The 18062-nt window shown below is 68.0% G+C and carries 17 protein-coding genes; 9 read left to right on the top strand and 8 right to left on the bottom strand.

The features are described from left to right. Positions 1-48 precede the first annotated feature (48 nt). The gene (locus ABZ833_RS38920; protein WP_361057524.1) at positions 49-993 is read left to right on the top strand and encodes a hypothetical protein; all 945 of its coding nucleotides are present in this window, start codon (positions 49-51) and stop codon (positions 991-993) included. 283 nt (positions 994-1276) lie between these two features. Here the strand turns inward: ABZ833_RS38920 and ABZ833_RS38915 are convergent, their stop codons facing one another. Beyond that, complete coding sequence (locus ABZ833_RS38915) at positions 1277-1945, bottom strand: lysophospholipid acyltransferase family protein (protein WP_361057583.1); 669 nt, start codon at positions 1943-1945, stop codon at positions 1277-1279. A 347-nt stretch (positions 1946-2292) separates the two neighbouring features. On the opposite strand from ABZ833_RS38915, the gene ABZ833_RS38910 reads away from it, so the two are divergent. Beyond that, complete coding sequence (locus tag ABZ833_RS38910; protein ID WP_361057521.1) at positions 2293-2592, top strand: hypothetical protein; 300 nt, start codon at positions 2293-2295, stop codon at positions 2590-2592. A gap of 125 nt (positions 2593-2717) precedes the next feature. Here ABZ833_RS38910 and ABZ833_RS38905 read toward each other — a convergent pair whose 3' ends face one another. Further along, positions 2718-3746: an ATP-dependent DNA ligase gene (locus tag ABZ833_RS38905; protein ID WP_361057518.1), complete on the bottom strand. Its 1029-nt coding sequence runs from the start codon at positions 3744-3746 to the stop codon at positions 2718-2720. Positions 3747-4090: 344 nt separating this feature from the next. Here ABZ833_RS38905 and ABZ833_RS38900 point away from each other — a divergent pair, with 344 nt between their 5' ends. The 3 genes from ABZ833_RS38900 (at position 4091) to ABZ833_RS38890 (ending at position 6514) form a co-directional block, all read left to right on the top strand. Further along, complete coding sequence (locus ABZ833_RS38900) at positions 4091-4498, top strand: hypothetical protein (RefSeq protein ID WP_361057516.1); 408 nt, start codon at positions 4091-4093, stop codon at positions 4496-4498. Positions 4499-5022: 524 nt separating this feature from the next. After that, positions 5023-5298 (top strand): hypothetical protein, encoded by a 276-nt coding sequence (locus ABZ833_RS38895; RefSeq protein ID WP_361057513.1) that lies wholly within the window; start codon positions 5023-5025, stop codon positions 5296-5298. A gap of 541 nt (positions 5299-5839) precedes the next feature. Continuing rightward, positions 5840-6514 (top strand): winged helix-turn-helix domain-containing protein, encoded by a 675-nt coding sequence (locus ABZ833_RS38890; protein ID WP_361057511.1) that lies wholly within the window; start codon positions 5840-5842, stop codon positions 6512-6514. Positions 6515-6807: 293 nt separating this feature from the next. Here the strand turns inward: ABZ833_RS38890 and ABZ833_RS38885 are convergent, their stop codons facing one another. Further along, positions 6808-7659 (bottom strand): hypothetical protein, encoded by an 852-nt coding sequence (locus ABZ833_RS38885; protein WP_361057509.1) that lies wholly within the window; start codon positions 7657-7659, stop codon positions 6808-6810. Positions 7660-8467: 808 nt separating this feature from the next. Between ABZ833_RS38885 and ABZ833_RS38880 the strand changes: the two genes are divergently transcribed. From ABZ833_RS38880 to ABZ833_RS38865, 4 genes are all read left to right on the top strand, one after another. Continuing rightward, complete coding sequence (locus ABZ833_RS38880; RefSeq protein WP_361057507.1) at positions 8468-8827, top strand: hypothetical protein; 360 nt, start codon at positions 8468-8470, stop codon at positions 8825-8827. A 70-nt stretch (positions 8828-8897) separates the two neighbouring features. Continuing rightward, entirely contained in the window at positions 8898-9542 is a 645-nt protein-coding gene (locus ABZ833_RS38875; RefSeq protein WP_361057505.1) for a GNAT family N-acetyltransferase, read from the top strand. Between the two features lie 96 nt (positions 9543-9638). Further along, positions 9639-10163: a hypothetical protein gene (locus ABZ833_RS38870; RefSeq protein WP_361057503.1), complete on the top strand. Its 525-nt coding sequence runs from the start codon at positions 9639-9641 to the stop codon at positions 10161-10163. Between the two features lie 71 nt (positions 10164-10234). Next, positions 10235-10462 carry a hypothetical protein gene (locus ABZ833_RS38865; RefSeq protein ID WP_361057500.1) on the top strand — a complete coding sequence of 76 codons (228 nt, stop codon included), beginning with the start codon at positions 10235-10237 and terminating at the stop codon, positions 10460-10462. Positions 10463-10549: 87 nt separating this feature from the next. Here ABZ833_RS38865 and lexA read toward each other — a convergent pair whose 3' ends face one another. The 5 genes from lexA to ABZ833_RS38840 all read right to left on the bottom strand — a co-directional run bounded on the left by lexA (position 10550) and on the right by ABZ833_RS38840 (position 17867). Beyond that, on the bottom strand, positions 10550-11314 hold the full coding sequence (gene lexA, locus ABZ833_RS38860) for a transcriptional repressor LexA (protein WP_361057498.1): 765 nt from the start codon (positions 11312-11314) through the stop codon (positions 10550-10552). A gap of 414 nt (positions 11315-11728) precedes the next feature. Further along, a complete protein-coding gene (locus ABZ833_RS38855) occupies positions 11729-12664 on the bottom strand; it encodes a fumarylacetoacetate hydrolase family protein (RefSeq protein WP_361057496.1) in 936 nt (311 codons plus the stop codon). A gap of 285 nt (positions 12665-12949) precedes the next feature. Further along, positions 12950-15013 (bottom strand): hypothetical protein, encoded by a 2064-nt coding sequence (locus tag ABZ833_RS38850; protein ID WP_361057494.1) that lies wholly within the window; start codon positions 15011-15013, stop codon positions 12950-12952. Between the two features lie 168 nt (positions 15014-15181). Continuing rightward, positions 15182-16636 (bottom strand): serine/threonine-protein kinase, encoded by a 1455-nt coding sequence (locus ABZ833_RS38845; protein WP_361057491.1) that lies wholly within the window; start codon positions 16634-16636, stop codon positions 15182-15184. Positions 16637-16991: 355 nt separating this feature from the next. Continuing rightward, the gene (locus tag ABZ833_RS38840; protein WP_361057488.1) at positions 16992-17867 is read right to left on the bottom strand and encodes a glycosyltransferase; all 876 of its coding nucleotides are present in this window, start codon (positions 17865-17867) and stop codon (positions 16992-16994) included. Positions 17868-18062 lie beyond the last annotated feature (195 nt).

Here is an 18062-nt window from a genome sequence, read left to right as displayed (position 1 = left end):
CACCGGCCCGGATCTGGAGCGGCCTGAACTGGCCGTTAGCCTCAGCGGATGATTTCTGAGCCGCTGCCGAAGGTCATCACGCGTAACCGCGACGGGCGGATCCACGCCTACGTCGTGGGCGCCGGGGTCTACGGGATGCTGGAGCCCGGAGCGGTGTTCCAGCCGCGGGCTGACGACGAGGTCTTGGCGTCGGTGGTCCAGCAGGATCTGGAGCGGGTCGTGTACACGACGCTGAACCGCGTCGTGTGCCTGACGCGTGCCGGCGACCTGGCGTGGGCTTCAGATTTCGAGCCGTACTCCGACGTGCGCCATGGCCACCAACCCGGCTGCGCGCTGTCTCAGGACGGTCGGACCGTGTGGGTCTACCGGCCGGATGCGATGGCGGGACGCGGGAGCGGCGACCAGTGGGTCGTGCACGATGCCGACAGCGGTGTGGTTCTCGCCCGCCGAGAATTGGAGACGGTCGGACACGGGGCCGTCCACTACGTTCATCCCGCGGATGGCAGCGTCTACCTCGACATCGGTGAGGGCCAGGACGGATCCGTCATTCTCCGGGGTGTCGCCGGCGCGGACAGCGAGCCCGGCTTCGTGACGTACCCGTGGCCGGACGGCTGCCTTATCGGCCTGGCGCCGTCCGGGCAGCAATTCATGACCGTCGACCACGGGCAGGCGGACGTTGCCTTTCACGACCACCCCAGCGGGGACGTGCTCTTCACTCTCCCCGTCGAGGCCTTCGGGTATGACCCGGAAGAGTCCTTCGTGGAATGGAGCGGCGGCTACCTGACCGAGGACACGGCCATCGTCACCCTGGGTGGCGAGAGCCAGGATGAGGACGAGTGGTTCCGCTACCACCTGGTGGATCTGCGCACCGGCACGATCAGTGGCGAATTCAACGTCGCGGTGAACCATCCGTACGAGTTGGTGCCCTTGGGCGACGGTTCCTGCCTCACCGGTGCCCCTACCGGCCATCCCGTCCGTTGGCCCCGCGCTTGAGCGCGCTACTTGGCCATACGGGCCACGTGCAGCGCTAGGTCACACGGTTGCGACTGAACGAACGGTCCACCGGTCGACCAAGTCCCACGAACGGACGGCTCGATTACCGCAGACGGTCCATGATCGTTTTGACCCGCCAGGCGCACGATGCGACGGGCAGCGAGCGGCGCAGGGCGGCCTCCCGCCAATTGGGCAGGTTGGCCAACGCGGGGCCGGAGAGGCGGTGTGGGCCACGAGTGGCCGCTGATTCTGCTCACCCGCGAAACCGAATCTGGCTATGTGGTCAAGCTGTAGCGGCGAGCGCCGCGGGCTCGCCGAGGTGGGATGCAGCCGTCCGCCAGGCGGTGGTGACTGCCGTGCGGGCACGCGCCGTTCGGATGGCGCGGTCTCCCGTCAACGCCAGCGGCGCGCCCACATGAACGTGCAGGTCCGGTCGGCGCAGCAGCGCCGTGGACAGGCCGGCCAGCTGCTTGACCGCGCTGCCGGAGCTGACGCGGCGGGCACCTGCCTGGCCCACCGGCACGATGGGAGCACTGGTGCGCTCGGCGAGCCGTGCCAGGCCACTGCGAAAGTTGCCGGGGGCCGCTTCCGCGGCGTCCCGGCGGCGGGGCAGTCCGCCTTCGGCATAGATGAGGACCAGCCGTCCCCGGTCCAGGGCCTCGGCGGCAGCGTCCAGCGCGTCTGCGGCGCGCCGGTCCCCGCGGATGACGGGGATGTGCCCTTCGCTGGCGAGCGCGCGGCCGAGCAGCGGGACGCGCCACAGCCCCGCGGCCGCCATGACGACCGGCTCGACGCCAAGGCGACGCATAGCGGCGATCACAATGGCGGGGTCCGAGATCGAGGTGTGGTTCGCGGCGAGGATGCTGCCCGGCGCGAAGTCGGCTCCGGGGTCGGTGGTCACGGACAGACGGCCGACGGCGGACACCAGAACGTCGGCGATGCGGCTGAGCATGAGCAGGCTCCCGGCCTCGGCAGTATTGATCTTCATCGTCGAGGGCAGGGGCCGATCGGGCATGAGTCGTCCTACTCATCTTCGCGGTGGCCTGCCGAGTAGGTACGAACGGCCGGCTCCCCGGGGATCGCCGGCGCACTGTGCGGAGACGCGTGCCCAAGCCATGGCCGGTAAATGACCTGTCATCACCTCAAGTGACCATGGGACTATCCCCCGTGGTCAGCAGTGGGCTGGCCAGGCAGGGGACACAGACATGGCTGACGAACAGACAACACCCGAGAACTTCGACTTGGGCGCGATCCAGGGAACCGGGGAGGTCCACGCTGCCCGCCCCAGGCTCGATCCCGGTGACCGAGATCCGGCCGGAGAGCGAAAGCGGCCTGACCGAAGTCGCGCCAGCCGACGTCACGGCAGAAAACAGGGGCATGTTCAGCGTGCGGTACAAGGGGGCCCGGCCCACGCTCGTGCTGACTGGCGGAACGGTCGTTCCCTCCATCATCACGGTCGTCGACGGCGACGGAAACACCCTCGCCGAGTACGAGGCCCGCCCCGCATCCAAGCGGATCACCAGCCGCCTGCTCCCCGATGACCAGAACGAACTTGGCTGCGCCACCCCCGACTGCAAACCCATTAGCCTGACGCGGTAGCACCGGCCACGATCCTTGAATCTCACCGCGAGGGCCAACCGCACCAATACGCGCGTGAAGCCCAGCAAACACAAGAACTGCCCCTCAGCAGACGGGCAGTTCGCCGTCGCAGGCTTCAGGGCCGCCTACCTCTCGTACTGGCTGCCGCTTCGACCAGCCGAATCGTCTTCGTCTGCGAAGAGCGGGACATGCGTCGGATGCAACTCCGCTCGGATACGCAGGAGTCGGACGGGGTGGCGCCAGCGCCCGTGGTCGATGGCGGTGTCACCGCTGAACTCGGCGACGATGTCCGGTTCGACGAGAGTTGCATCCAAGCGCCGGTTGCTGCCCCAACCGGCAGAGAAGTTTCTCCCTGTCCAGGGATGGTCTGCTGGCGCCACGGCGAGATTCTCGGCGAGTGCGGACTGCAGGCGCTTGGCGAGGGGCACGCTGCGCCCGATGAAGTGGAACCGGCCGCGGTCGTCATAGCGGCCCAGCAGGACGGTAGTGGGTCGTTGCCGGCCCCCGGTGACGGCTCCGACGATGGCTTCGTGGGTGTCTCGCCGCCGTACCTTGATCCACGCCCTTTCCCCGGGGTGGTAGCGCTGTGCGCGTCCCTTGGCGACCACTCCCTCGATACCGGCGGCGCCCCAAGCCGGGTCCAGCCACGACGTCGCAACGTCGAAGTCGGGGGTGGCAGGGCACAGTACGAACGGGGCGGCGAGCACTTCGTCGGCGAACAACTTCTCCAGTCGAGCACGCCGCTCGGCATACGACGCTGCAAGCAGCTCGATGTCATCTGCTTCCAGAACATCGAAGCAGATGAGAAAGGCCCGGTTCGCAGCAGCTGCGGCCTCCGCCGTGGAACCGCGGCGCCGGGCGCGGTCCTGGAGGGCGGTGAAGTCCAGCCGCCCGTCACGCGGCACGACGAGCTCGCCGTCGAGAACAACGTCCTTGCCCACCTCTGCCACGGCGTCGGCGAGGTCGGGAAACGCAGGGGTCAGATCGGCTCCGCGGCGCGTCTGCAGGAACAGCCGACCGCGCCGAACAAAGGCGATGGCGCGGTAGCCGTCGACCTTCTGCTCCAGGACCACCCCGCCGGGCAGCGCACCCGGAGCCGGCAGTCGGTCAAGAGAGCGGGCAAGCATCGGCTCGATCGGCGGCGTGAGACCCATACGGCCATATCTACGCGGTGCCAGCCCAGGGAGCGCGTCGAATCGCCGCCCACTGCCGGTGGCGCCACCTGGTCCGCCTCACCCGGCTCCGCCACGACCGCACCTCTGAGTCAGTGCCCGGATTCAGCACTGATTGAACGGACCCGGCACCGCCCCCGCGGGGCGGCTTGTAGGGGGATACCGGGGTGCACCTGTGGCCTCCTTGCATCTGGCCGACTATGCGGAGACCCCGGCGCGCTCCTTGCGAGCCGTGCCTCGCCACTACTCCCGGCAGCCTGTGCCGACGACCGCCACGCGGGCGCAGCGGAGGGCGATTGTCAGCGGCTCGAACTAGGCTCCGAAGGATGAGCACCGCCCCCACCGACAAGCAGCCCCCGTTTGACGCCCATGCCTTCCCTCAGGAGCTGCTTGACGCGCAGCGCCGGGCCGCCGAGCTACACGCCGAGATCCACGAAATGCAGAAGCGTCTCCCCTGGTCCCGCGAGCCTCAGCCCGGGTGGGAAGCCGTGACAGAGCAAGGTCGGGAGCGCGCCGGCCGTGCCCCCTCGCCCGGCTGGGACCCGGACGACGCGAAGGCCTACGACAAGCTGCAGGAGGACCGGCTCGAGGCGACAGCCTTCGTGAACACGCACAAGTGGTGGAGGACGTGCCGCGAGAACGGCGTGGAGGGTCCGGCGCTGGTCGCTGCGCGCCAGGCCCTCAAGCACGCCAAGGGAGCGGTCCTCCAGGAGGCGGACGAGCAGACCGCTTGATTGAGCGCCGCGGCTCAGGACTTGGCCCCGGTTCCCTTCGACTTCCGGCCGTCAGGGCCGTTTTCTGTCCCGGTAGCGGCGCTGTGGGTGGTGCGTGGCATCCGATGGAGCAGACCTCACAGGCGCACGGGCAAGAATCGCGCAGACGATCTTGCTTTCGATCCCCGTTCGACTCGAGCGGTCCGGGTGTCAGTGGCGATTGGCAAGCTGTCCGATGAAGCGGAACACCGCTCGCAATTCTGGAAGGACGCGTCGTGGACCAGTTTGGGATCTGGAAGACCCATGCGTGCACGATCGAGCGCGCCCTGCACCGCGTCGCGGTGTTCGGAGCCGAGGGCATCCTTCACGTAACTGATGCTGCCGGCGAGGCAACGACGTAAGCGGCTGGACTCAGTGGCCCAGCGGCAGACGCGGCCCTGCCCATCACCACCACGTCTGATGAGCCCCTGGCTTCCAGTCACATGCCTGGCTGAGTCCGATCGCTGAGCCTGCCATCGTCCCCACCACGTCTACGCTCAGCACTCATGAGTGATCCAACCTGCCACTTCCTCGCCACGTTCCCAGCCGTCGGCCGAGCCCTTTTCAGCAAGCTCGAAGACGCTCAGGATTGGTGCGACCGACGCGTCGAGGACCGATTTCCCGGTGGCGTCGTGACGTGGCGCGCCCCGGAGGAATCAGCGCGAGTTGGAACGGGGCAGACCGGCCAGCAGTGGTACCGCCAAGAGCCGAAGACGGGCCAGGCCATCCCGACCCTGAGTCTGGGCAGCGTGGTGTCGCTTCCCCTCGACGCGGAAGCGTGAAGCGGTGAGCCGGACAGGGACACCGAAGTCGCGACCACCGGTGGCCCTTCCGAGATCGCCGCGGACGCCCCGCCCTCGATAGCGCAGAGAACCGCCTTCTTTCTGGTTGTGTTCGTCCGCAGCCGCATTCTGGACTGAGCAGCCGCGTCCGCGAGGTGCGTGTCGTATCCGACGCCCAGGTACCCACCGGGCTCAGCTCAGCGCTGCCCCGGCTTCCGTGTTGGAGCCCCGGGCGCCGGGGCCTTGCTGTCAGTGCCGCGTGACAGCCTGTTGGTGCCCGGCGGCGCCCATCCCCGAAGCCGATGCTGCCGCCGGGCACCTCGCGCCGCTGATTTTTGGTGCCCGCTTTCGGTGCTGTGGCCGCACTCGCGGCTGATCCCGCGGGCTTCCCGTCCTGGTGCAGGAGCTCTGCGCTAAGCACGAGCTGGCTTCGGAGGGGCACCAGCGGGACCAACGCCATTTCGCCCGCGCCCGACCCGAGTCCGCCTTTGCGGGCCCGGAGGAGCGTCCTCGCCCCGGGCCTGCGCGCACGACAGGTTCGATGACGGTGCGACACGGGCGTGGGCGATTCGCCACCGATCGTACTCAGGCAACGCGAACCATTCCTGGGGATGACCGAGGCCGTACCCGGGTTCTTCGGCTGGGCGTCGTACCGGAGCCGCCCGAGACGGACTCGCCGGGAGTTAGTGAGGCCTCATCCTTCGCGCCTCCTGCCGAACCGTCGAATGCGATGAGCCCAGTACATTGCGCTCATCGCGCCCCGTGCCGTCACCCATCGTGGCGGCCCCGCCGTATGCACGGCTCTAGGAGGACTTCTCGCATGCCGTTCGACTCTGCCCCTCCCTACTCATCTATCGCCGCCGAGCTGCGCCAGGGTATCCGCACTGGGCAGTACCGACCCGGTGACCGCCTTCCGTCCGCGCGCGATCTGCAAGCTCGCCACGGCGTCGCCAACATGACGGCCCAGAACGCGCTGAACTTGCTGAAACAGGAAGGCCTTACCTACTCGGTCCAGGGCCGCGGCAGCTTCGTACGACGGCCCTCCGCGTCCGCGGCCATCCCCTCCGCGAGTCCCGAACCCTTGCAAAGCGAGCTTTCCACCCTGACCGCAGAGGTACGAGCTCTGGCATCAGATATAGGAGCTCTGCGCGCACAGATCGCTGAGTTTGACACCCTCTTCCGCGCCTATGCCTCCGGTCCAAGGGCGCGACCCTGAGCTGTACCCCTTCGCTCCCCGACTGGCGGTAGGACTGCGACGCGTCCGTGGTGAGCGCGGGCAACTCGCCGAGGTGGCCGGCCCGCCGTCCGCCAGACGGACGCCAACGCGCCCTGCGGCCGCCTTGTGCGCCGCTCCCGGATCACCCCCTACCCACGGGGCGTGCGAATCGGATGGCCCGGAGCAAGAACGGGCGGATGGTGCTCGCTGGAGGGACTCCGACGATTCGGTCCAGGACCTCCTCGTCGGCCTTTAAGTGGGGGAACGACCACTCTCACGGTCCAGCGCGGCGCTCAGCCGTCGGCCCGGCACCCGGGCATGGACGGGAGCGGGGCTTCGCCCGTCAGCTTGCTGATGCGCCGACGGATCGCCGCGAAAATCTCGGCCCGGTCGTCCTTGACCGGGTAGTCGATGCGGTCGTAGCGCAGCTGGAGGGTGGCAGTGCGATCGGCGGACTTCAAAAGGACCAGGCCGAGACTCTTTCCAGGCGTCAACTCCCGGTGCCCGCGCAGCTCCAGGGGAAGGCCATGGTCGGGATCAGTCAGGGCCTGCACCAGCTCGGCCCTCCGCAGGCCGGTGTCGGAGTCGTGGTCCAGCTCGAGGATCCACCACTCCCCCAGCCGGGCATCGTGGCCGGTGACGACCTGGGGAGCGGCGACGGTGTGCAGGAGTCCGAGACGGCGCAGGAGTCCGCTGGGAAGCCAGGCCGCAGCACGCCAGGTGGCGTCGTAGGAGATCGGCTGGCGTTCGTCGTCCCACTGCCTCTCGTGGTCGGTCCAAGCACCGGCAGCCAGCCAGCAGGCCTCTCCGCCGGCGTTCTGGATCCGCTGCGCGAGGGTTGCCTCGGCCTTCGAAAAGCCGCGACGGGAGGGGCCGGTGAGCTGGAGGCTGGTCGGCTGTCCGAGCCGGTGGAGCTCGATGCCGCGCTCGGTGCGCGCGCGGATGCGGACTCCGTTGAGCCCATAGATCTCTTCCCGGCCGGTGCCCACCGGCATACGGCAGGGCAGCAGCCCTCCCAGCAGGGTGTCGAGGCTGTCGTCGCTCTCCAGGTGCAGCCTCACGCCCGCCTCGGTGGGCTCCACGTACCGGATTCCGAATGGGAACTCGAAGAAGCGGCGCTGGGAGTTGAGAACCCTGTAGAACACCTCGGACTCCAAGAGGAGCTGCGCATGCTCGGCTGCACCGGGGATGAGTGGCGCGCCCGGAGGCAGAGAGGCGACCACGTCGCAGGCCAATTGGCGGGGCGCACCGGTGTAGAGAGCGTATGTCCGAGCCCGAGCACTGATCTGAGTGGCAGACATAAGTACGAGAACCTTTCGCTCGGCTCCGTCGGCCCGCGGAGCGTGAGGAAGAGGTACTACGTGCGGCAGGAAGAACAAGGGTGGTAGTGCTGGTCGAAGCCGTGCTTCTTCGCCTCCGCCTTGAACTCATGGGCCGAAGTTCGCGGGAGGAGCAGCAGACCGATGCCGCAGAGCGTCACTGTAGCCCCGGGGCCCAACACGGAGGCTGCGCCACGCCGTCGGGCCGCGATGTGAAGTCGGAGGGGGCCGGGATTGCTGTGTCCGCGCCGCGTCATGATCGGCACCCAGCTGGCACCTCGGAGCCGGGCCGTTCGCCCCGCGGCAGGCTCGCGGCCGCCGTGATGCTGGGCTGCAGGTGGTCACAGAGCAAAGGGCACTCCCCCAGTATCCGGGCGCCGTCGCGATCGCTCCCATTGGGTCATGCGGCTGTGTCAGCTTGAGGCCCCACACGCCGACTGGCACGGCACACCTTGGCATCCGGCGGAGAGGAGTTGAGGAACCCCAGATGTTGCATGTTGGCATTTCGCTGTGTATTTTACTTACACATGCCGGGGTGGCCCGGCGCTCTCCCCTCCTTCTTCGGCCGCTCAGCGCGGCAACACGCACCGGTCGTCGGGTTCTGCTCCCGCGTCCGCCGTTTCTGAGGACTGCCATGTACCTGAACACCGTTCTGTACCGCTTTACCGCGAGCGGCCTTACGCCCGAAAGCGCCTTCCATGCGCACGCCAAGGCAGACGGCGCCGGGGAGCACGATGCGTTCGCGTCCCGCGCCGACCTGGAGAAGGTGCGGACTGTCTCTGTCGTGCACGAGCGGGACCCCTTGCGCGACGCGGGCGCCTTCGACGGTGCTGACGGTGGCCCGCTCAGCGAGGCCAACGCCGAGTGGCTGGCCGACCGTCTGATCGAGGAGGACGACCAGCGCGCCAGTTCCGGCGCCGCCGCCCTGTTGCTGGACTTCGAGACCCCCGCGCCGAGCTGGCTCTTCTTCGGCTGGGGCATCCGGGCCGAGTAGCTCCATCGCCACTCCTTCCCCAACACCAATGCCGTGCCGACGGCTTGGCCGCGCTCCGCAAGGACTCACTGTGCAGACTCTGAACTCTCCTGCCGCCGAACAACCCGACTTCCGTATCCGCACCGCGACTGCGGCGGACGCCGACGCCGTCGTCGAGCTGGTCTCACTGGTTGATCTTCATCTGCGGGCTGACGAGGCGGCGACCGCCCTCGCAACCATGCGCTACGCGCTCACCGCCACGGACGACGGCCCGTTGTCCCACCAGAACAACCACTTTCTGCTGGCCGAGACTTCAGGCGGCATCCCGGTGGGTGTCGTTGTCTGCGGGCCTCCCTACTGGATCGCCAGGCCCGGCCGTATGTCCGGACTGGTGCGGCGGCGCCTGGTTCATCGCCTCTCTTGCGTTCACAATCTGGCCGTGCGACCCGAGCATCGAGGCCACGGCATTGCACGAGCTCTTCTGCGAGAGACCGAAGCGGCATTCCGCAACGCCGGGTACGCGGCACTGACACTGCGTCACGACCGCGACCTATCCGCTTTCTACCAAAGGCTTGGCTACACCAGCGCCACCCGCTTGTCGTTGATGCTCCCGCCGCTGGGGCTGATCACGCTCACGGACCAGGGCTGGAAGCACGCGTTCAAACTCCTCTCCCCGGACGCTTCGGCCGCAAACGTCCAGGGGCTGCCGACGATCTGCGGCCTCCTGCCTGACTGACCACCTCCGAGAACGCTCCCGACGGCGTCTGGCCGCTCCACCCGCCGTCGGGAGCGGCCACGCCAAGCCACCACAACCACGTCGTCAGGAGTCAACATGTCCGACAAGCAGCAGCACGCCCCAGCACTCACTACCTCTCAGGCAGTCGCGACCGGCCAGGAGGTCTACTACCGCATCGTGTCCGGCAAGTGCATCAACGTGAAGGCCGAACTCGACGCCGCATACGGCGCCACGCGCGCCGAGCGCCGGATGTACATGGAGAGGCTGACGACCGCCGCGCGCGCAGGCCTGTCCAACGCCCGGCGCCGCGCGGAGTCATCGTGGGAGCGTATGCGGGAGCCTGAGTTGACGGCCGCCAACGTACGCATGGACGGATTCTTCGAGACCATCACACGCGCCCAGTTCGAGATTGAATTGTGGACCTCTCTCATCGAGGCGCTCGAAACCAGTCGTGACGCAGTGACCGCCTGGCACGAGCAGATGGCGAACGCTAGGCAGATCTCACAAGGCCGAAAGGGCGGCATGGGACACCCGGTGGCCGACGCCAGGCGGCATTTGTGGCTCGAAGCCAACAGGGAGTTCGAGCAGAACGCCGCCGACTACTTCCGCCGCGTCAGCTGACCTCTCACCGCCGGGCCCTGCCACTTCGGCCCGATTCCTCCGCACCCGCATCCCCCATACCTGGAGAAGAAGTGAGCAGCATCCGCAAGGCCTACCAAGCTGGGACCGCGACATACGGGATCTTCGATGCTGTCGAGGATGGCAGCCTCCTTGAGGGCGGCTTCGACAGCTACACGATGACCGAGGGCCCGGCCGAACTTTGGCGGACAGAGGAAGGTCTGGTGGTCCAGATCCTCGCACAGTGCTTACGCCATCCCGAGTATCCCTCGGGAAGCGACTGCGAAGACTGCTCCGAGTGATCTCTACATGGTCGTGCCAGTGCTGCCCCCTGTGGAGAGGCGAGCGGGTCGCAGAAGCCGAAGCCGCTTGTCGCCCGCCCTCCCCACCTACAGACGGCGCATGACGGCTACGACCTTGCCGAGGATGTCGGCTTCGTTGCCCCAAATCGGGGTGTGGTGGTCGTTCTCCGGGGCGAGCCACACGTTGGCGCCGTCACGCCGGAGTCGTTTCACGGTGGCTTCACTGCCGAGCAAGGCGGCGACGATGTCACCGTGCTCGGCGCTGGGCTGGCGGCGCACGGTGACAAAATCACCGTCGAGGATGCCGGCACCGGTCATGGAGTCGCCAGCAACAGACAGGACGAACAGCTCACCGGACCCGACCAGCATTCGGGGCAGCGTCATCATCTCCTCGATGTGCTGCTCCGCAGATGTCGGTGTTCCCGCAGCGATGCGGCCGATGACCGGGACCACGACTCCCACATGCGCGTCCGGGCCGGAGCCATTGCGCGGGGTTGCCTGATATTGAGGGAGGGTGAGTTTCCGGGGCCGCACGTGTACTGACGTCGGTCGGGCTGAAACGTTCGCGGCGTGCTGGGCGGGGGTCGGTACGGCTGGGACGTAGACGCGCGGCCGCTTTGGATCTCGGCGCAAGTACCCTTTGCTTTCCAGGGCGTGGACCTGGTGGGAGACCGAGGACGTGCTGGAAAGGTCGACCGCCTCGCCGATCTCCCGCATCGACGGCGGGTAGCCGATCGTCTCGATGTGGTGAGTGACGAACCGCAGGATCTGGCGCTGCCGGTCCGACAGCCCATCCGAGCTGACTGTGCTGCCTGCGGGGCGGCCCCCACGACGCTGAGCTCTCTGTTCCACGGCCTCCCCCTGGCCTTGCTGTTTACGGGACGATGACGGTAGCCCACGCTACTGACAGCGGAGGAAGCCTCCTTGATAGACAGGGCGATCGCCCTGTCTATCAAGGAGGCTTTCATGCCTGCTGATCCAGTTGTCGCTCGTATCAGGTGGTCAACTGGTCAGGACCCCGCGGGGTGGACTCAATCAGGTGGCGCTGGGGCTCGCCGACCGAGACGGCGTTCTTCGAAGGTGTGCTCCGCAGGCTGTCCGCCACAGCGACGGATTCGGGCCATACGACGGCGTCGTCGGGAACAGGGCGGGCAGCTGGCGAGCGCGGCGATAGGCATCGGCATAGCCGGTTGCCGGGCCGCCTTACGCGTGCCGGACACTGCAGCCGTGTTACAGGTCGTCCGGAGCTCCTACGCGTGGCAACCGTCAGTAGCCTGAGGAGAGCGGGGTGATGGGTGGAGCTGGCAGGATGGTCTGGCGTGTCTCACCCAGCTGAGAGCTCGACAAACGGACCGTTTCGCCGGGCTTCAACCACCCACGGAAGTCTGGTGTGGCCATGTGTTCCAACAGGCACCCCCCAGGGAAAGTACCGGAGCCGATGACGTCGCCTGCCTCGAGCGCGCTGCCGCGTGAGAGGTAAGAGATGACGTCAGTAAAGGGCCAGTCGCCCTTCGCCGTTGCTCCGGTGCGGCCCGTGGCGATCAGCTGGTCTCCCACGTAGGCGTTGATGAGGTCCTCGGGATCGAAAGCATCCGCCGTCAGCATCCAGGGGCCCAGTGTTGTCGCACCGTCCTTGCCCTTCAGTACGCCGATCCCCATTTGCATCTCGCGCAGTTGGGTGTCCCGCGCGCTCCAGTCCACCATCAAGGTGTATCCGGCAATATGCGCGGCCGCCTGTTCCGGCCGGATGTCGCGCCCCGGTTTGCCGATGACGATGCCCACTTCCAGCTCGAAGTCGAACATCCGGGAACCAGGGAAGATCGGTACGGGCTCGTAGGGGCCGACGATGCCGCGGTGGTTGCCCTGGTAGACGGCTGGAATCTGCGTCCACGGTTCCGGAAGTTCTTGCGGCAGCCCTTGTGCGGCTCGGCAGGCGCGAAGGTGGTCCAGGTAGCAGAGCGCGTCGTAGAGAGCGCGAGGCGTGGGAACGGGAGCGCAGAGGTGGACTCCCTCCAGGTCCACCACGCAGTCCGGTCGCTTCAACGCCTGCTCTCCCGCCCTCTCCAGAGCGGCTGCGCCGTCCGCCAGCAAGTCGCGGAGAGCAGCCCCCGACGGCAGCGTGTAGATCTCTCCGTCCCGGACAACGCCGACCCGCTGGGCGTGGTGATCCATGTGCGATCTCTGATAGGTGACCCAGCGCATACTCACTCCTGATGTTCATGGATGGGGCTGCCTGTCTGACTGACCCCGATCTTGCCGCTAGTCAGGGGCATGGCGTGCGGGGGTCACTGTCTTGTCCGGGTGGTGTGTGCAGCCGAAGGGTCTGGCTCGAGGGGGCCGAGTCGTCGTGGGGGCGGGCAGCTGAGGCAGTCCTCGGCGTCGGTCCGTAGGCGTTGCTGACTGTTCGGAGCGAACGGGCGCATGGGCTGGGTGCCGAGACAGCACTCGTTGTGTGTGCACAGTCTGGGGGCGCCCTCGTGCCATCTGCTAGGCAAGGTGGCGCTCGTACCAGACGTTCAGCTGCGCGGGATTCTGCGGGATGGACTCGACGAGGCGAAGGAGGGGTTCGCGGACCGGACGTACATCCTGGCAGGCCAGGGCGTCCAGAGCGGTGGTTCGCAAGGCCGCGGTGCCTGCGAGGTGGCGCTCTTCAAAGGTGTGCTCTCCGGATTGGCTGTCCGCTGCGGCGAGATAGCGGGCGACGAAGGGGTCGAAGGCCACCCGCTGGGAGGCCAGGTGGCGGAGGTAGACGGTGCTGTCGACAGCGGCGGTGTTGGCCGGTTCACCGTGGTGAGGGGAGGGCAGGGCGAACCAGTCGCTGATGTGGGCGGTGAGGGAACCGGGGCAGTCGAACTGCCCGTCGGGGGCGAAGGGATCGAGCTTCCAGTGTCCGTCGGCGGCGCCCTGAGCGGAGTTCACACGGCGGGGCAACTCGCAGAGGATGCTGGCGAAGGCGGTGAAGCCAAGGACGTAGTCGGCTCCGGCGATAGCGGTACGGATCGTGGGTTCCGCTGGGGTGGAGGCGGGCAGGAGGAGGCGTTGCTTGCGGTGCTCGCGTTGGAAGGGCAGGCAGACTGAGGCCTCGATCGCGGCGTGCTCGGCCATCAGGACGGCGGCGGTCTGCGAGGGGGCGACCTCGCGTTCCCACTCCACGGTGTCGTCCTCGTGGCCAAGTTCGCTCAGGCCGAGGCCTGCCAGTCGTACGCGGTAGACGCCGGTGCTGCTGGCTGTCAGTTCCAACGATCCGTCGTGGCCAGGCAGCGGCTGGGTTGAGCGGAGGAGAGCGAGGGGCCTCTCGTGGGTCCAGAAGGGGCCGTTGTGGCTGAGGGTGGCTGCGGCGAGAGCCCAGTCGAGGAGGTGGATGAGTTCGTCCTGCCCGGCGCTCAGGAGGTGGGCTTCGTTCGGTGAGCCTCCGAGCGTGTGGGCACCGATGCGGATGAGGTCCGCCTGGGGCAGATCGGTGACCTCTTCAGCGCCGGGTGGTATGCACGGATCAGCGCCGTGGATGGAGCCTTCCGGGTAGGTGCGGCAGCTGCCGGACCAGCCGCCCGCGTCGTACAGGCTGGCGTGCGCGGGGTCGGCGAGGGTCTGTGAGGCTACGCGCAGAGCGTGCTCGGCGGCTTGCACGAGGACGGGGTCGGGACGGTTGCCCGCCAGGTGGCACAGGGCGAGGGCGGCGCGGTTGTGCGTGATGCCGGGCGGGAGCGCGGAGGGCTCGATGGTGGTGACGAGGTCCAGGACGGCGGCGTGCGGGGCGGCGGGGCCCTGGTCGGGAATCGTGCCGGTGGGCCACAGGGCCAGCGGCAGTGAGCGGGAGGTCCACAGCGGCAGGGCAGTGGGGGCGGCTTCGCAGGCCTCGATCAGGTGGAGGTCGCCGAGCCATTGGGCGGTGAACAGGTTCACGTGCCCGCTTCGGGCGATCGGGTCGACCAGGCGGATGCGGCGCAGGGTGGCGGAGAGGTGATCGGCGATGCCGGCGAGGTCTGCTTCCTGGGCGGCGGCCCGCTCGGCCTCGTTCACGAACACAGGTATCCCGTGGGGCACCAGGCTGGTGTGGACGGCAGACCGTTCGGCGAGGGCGGCGCGCCAGGTGGTCTCGTCGATCCCGTCGAGGACGAGCGTCATCTCGGGCAGGGTCAGGGCGGTGCCGTCGCGATGCGCCGCCCAGCGCAGCCCGGCGACGCCTTCGCCGTCGGGCCGGTGCGCGAGCGCATCGATCCAGCGGGACAGTTGGGAGGGTGCGATGCGCACGACCAGTTCCGCGCGGCGGGGCGTGAGGCTGCGGATGCCGAACGGCCCGCCGGTCAGCGTGGACCGGTGGCGGCCGTAGGCATGCATGAGGGCCTGGAAGATGCGGGCCTCCCCGCGGGCCTGGCCGACCGTGGCCGAGGGCACCAGGCGTTCGTGGTTGTCGAGTTCGGCCAGCGCGGCTGCCGCGCTCTCGTCGCTTTCACCGGTGGCCATCTGCCGCAGCGTGGTCGGTGTGAGAGCCGCGTCGGCCCTCACACCCCACTGCTGGCGGGGCGTGTACGGGGTCAGGGTGAGGTTCACGTGCACTCCCGAGGTGATGTCCGTCTGTCACCTGCTACAGGTGTGGGGAACAAGCACGGTGTGACAGGCAAGGCGCACGAATTGCCGGGATAGCACAGCCGTGGGCCAGCACGAGTTCTGAGCCATCGCTGACACACGTCATCCCGACCCGGCCTGGCGCCTGCCGGTTCAAGCCTCAGCTGGCCGGGACGTGACCAGCGCCGTAAGCAGTGCCGTGATCGGCCAGAGCATGAGACCAGCCGCCAGCAGCGTGAGCGCGGGGATGCCGGCGTGGTCGGCGGCGAGCAGCAGGGTGACCGTGTGCAGTGCGCCGGCGGTCGACGCGAAATCGGCTTGCCGGGCTGGGCGTTGGAGCAGGTGCTGCACCGTGCGGCGCACGATGGTGGAGCAGACGATGAGTGCTGGGCCACCCAGAAATGCGATGGCCAGCGCTGCCCACCACAGCGACGGCTGCGATACCAGGACGCCAACCGAGCCGCCGAGCGCAATGAGGAGCAGGGTGAACAGGCCGACTGTAGTGATCCTCAACTCCGCCGGACGGGCCTTCCCGGGTGCGTCGAGAAGGTAGAAGGCGGTCAGGAGTAGACCTGCGAACGCTCCAAGTGCTGTCGGCCACGGGGAAGGCAGCGGGGTGGTCCAGACGAGTTCGCCTGCGATCGCAGCACCGGTCACCGCACCCGTCCACAGGGCGGTGCGGCCCGGGTGCCCGCCGCGGCGGGCAGCGCTCGGGGTGTCAGCGAGGGTGGGCACCGGCGGGTGGTGCGGGGTGATGGTCGGAACGGCGGCGTGGGCGACGGCGGCGGCGTGCAGTCGAGAAAGGCGTTTCGCGGTCGCGGCGGCGGTCGGCCGCCGGGCGGGGTCCTTGTCAAGGAGCTCCAGGACCAGGTCCTCGAGCTCGCGGGGCACGGCGGGGCGCAGGGTCGACAGGGCGGCGGGCGTCTCGTGGAGGTGCTGGTGCAGGACGTGCCATCCAGCCCCGTCGAAGGGGCATGCGCCAGTGAGGAGTTCGTGGATCAGGCAGCCCAGCGAGTACATGTCGCTAGGAGCTGCCAGGTCCTTGTCGCCGCGGGCCTGCTCGGGCGACATGTAGGCGGGGGTCCCGATGGCGACGCCGGTGACGGTCAGAGTGTGGCGGGTGAGGGTGTCGGAGAGCCGGGCGATGCCGAAGTCGCACACCCTCGCGTCACCGAGGTTGTCGATGAGGATGTTGGATGGCTTGATATCGCGGTGGACGACGCCCACTTGGTGGGCGGCCTGCAGTGCCTGGCTGATCTGAATGGCCCAGACCAGGGTGTCCGCGACGGGGTGGTGCGGTCCGCTGATCAGAGAGCTCAGGGGGTGGCCGACGACGAGGTCCATGGCGAGGAACAGGACCCGCCGGCCGTCGACGTCGGCGGAGCCGTGATCGTGTACGGGCACGACATGCGGGTGGGACAGACGTGCGGCGACGCCCGCTTCTCGACGGAAGGCGGCTTCGCGCAAGGGATCACCGTCCAGCGTGATGGTCTTGAGTGCGATGTCTCGCCCAACCTGGAGGTCGTGCGCACGCCATACCTCGCCCATGCCTCCGCTGCCGATGGTCTCCGCAAGCCGGTATCGGCCGGCGATCGTCGTCCCGCGCATCGTTCCTCTTCTCCTCTCTTCTCCTGCACACGCTGGCGCGCTGCTCCGATCCCGGGCACCGGCCCAGGCGTGCCGCCGGCACCGAGTGTCCCGGCGGTGCCGCGGAGCATACGTAAACGGTCGCGGAGCTCTCAGCGTGCGAGCAGCCCGGTTCGAAGCGAGAGAAGGGCAAGGCCCACCTCAGCAGGGAAGACACCACCCCCTGTGGCTGTGGTGGTCCCTCAACACCACCAGTGGGGCTGCCTGTCCCGGAAGCATGAGCGGAGGAGGACCTGAAGGCCCAGAGGAATGTCACCCAGCGTGCCGACCGGCGCCCTCGGCGCTGACCTTCATTTCCGGCCCACTGTCCTGACACTCAGATCAGCGGAGGGCGGCCCAGGCGCGTCATCCGCCATACTGTGCGCCACTTCATGGCCTTGCGGGGCCCGCACGGATTGCGCAGCCCTTCCACGAAGCCGCCGCGCCACGCTTTCAGCCCGCTGAGGGACCGGATGCGCGCCAGGGTGATCACGATCCACAGGCCCAGATAGACCGGGATCAAGGGGAGAGGAAGTCGCCGCCGGGCCAGCCAGACTCGATTTCGAGCGGTGAAGCGGTAGTAGACGGCATGCCGTGCCGGGGAGGTCTTGGGGTGCTGAAGAACGAGGTCGGGCTCATAAAGGATCTTCCAGCCGTCGTCCAGCGCACGCCATGCGAGGTCGGTCTCTTCATGCCCGAAGAAGAACTCACCGGCCCAATCGCCGATCCGCTGCAGCATCGGGACGGAGAAGGCATGGCCGCCTCCAAGGAAGGCAGTTACCAGGCCCCGGTGCATCGGATCATCTGCACGAAGGCGCGGGACCCAGCGCCGCTCCGTGTGTCCGTGCTCGTCCGCGACCCGGAAGCCGATGATCCCGAGCTTGGGGTCCGTCGCGAACAGCTGCTGGATCTTGCGGAACACGTCATCGGCGATGAGGAGCCCGTCGTCGTCCAGCTCAACGACGACGTCAACGTCGCCCGACTCGCGCAGCAGCTTCAGCCCGACGTTGCGGCCGCCGGGGCAGCCCAGGTTCTCCTTGAGCGGGACCTTGGTTACGTCCGCCGCGATGTCCGTCAGAGGCGTCGCATTCCCCACCAGCACCACCCGCCCTGCCGGAACATCCTGCTTCTCCACGGAGGCCAGGAGAGCCTCCAGTTCATGCGGGCGAGTGCCCATCGTCACGATGACGACTCCGAGACGCGGCAACGACATAGCGGCAAACTCCAGGTGTCGGCGAACACGCAGATGCTAGTCGCGGACACGCCCTTCGGCTGGAGACCACGATTTGCTGCAGGATGTCCGTCAGGCCCATGCGTACTGGCGCCACCGGTGAACACGGAGAGCCTGCAGGCTGCTGTCGGCTCCTGGCCGAAGTGCCATCGACACCAGCCAGGTGCGGGCTGCTGC

Origin of the sequence: Streptomyces sp. NPDC047525 (assembly GCF_040643025.1) — a bacterium.
GTDB classification, from domain to species: Bacteria; Actinomycetota; Actinomycetes; order Streptomycetales; family Streptomycetaceae; genus Streptomyces; species Streptomyces durmitorensis.
Note: the sequence above shows the minus strand (reverse complement) of the source record. Positions and strands in the feature narration are given on the sequence as shown.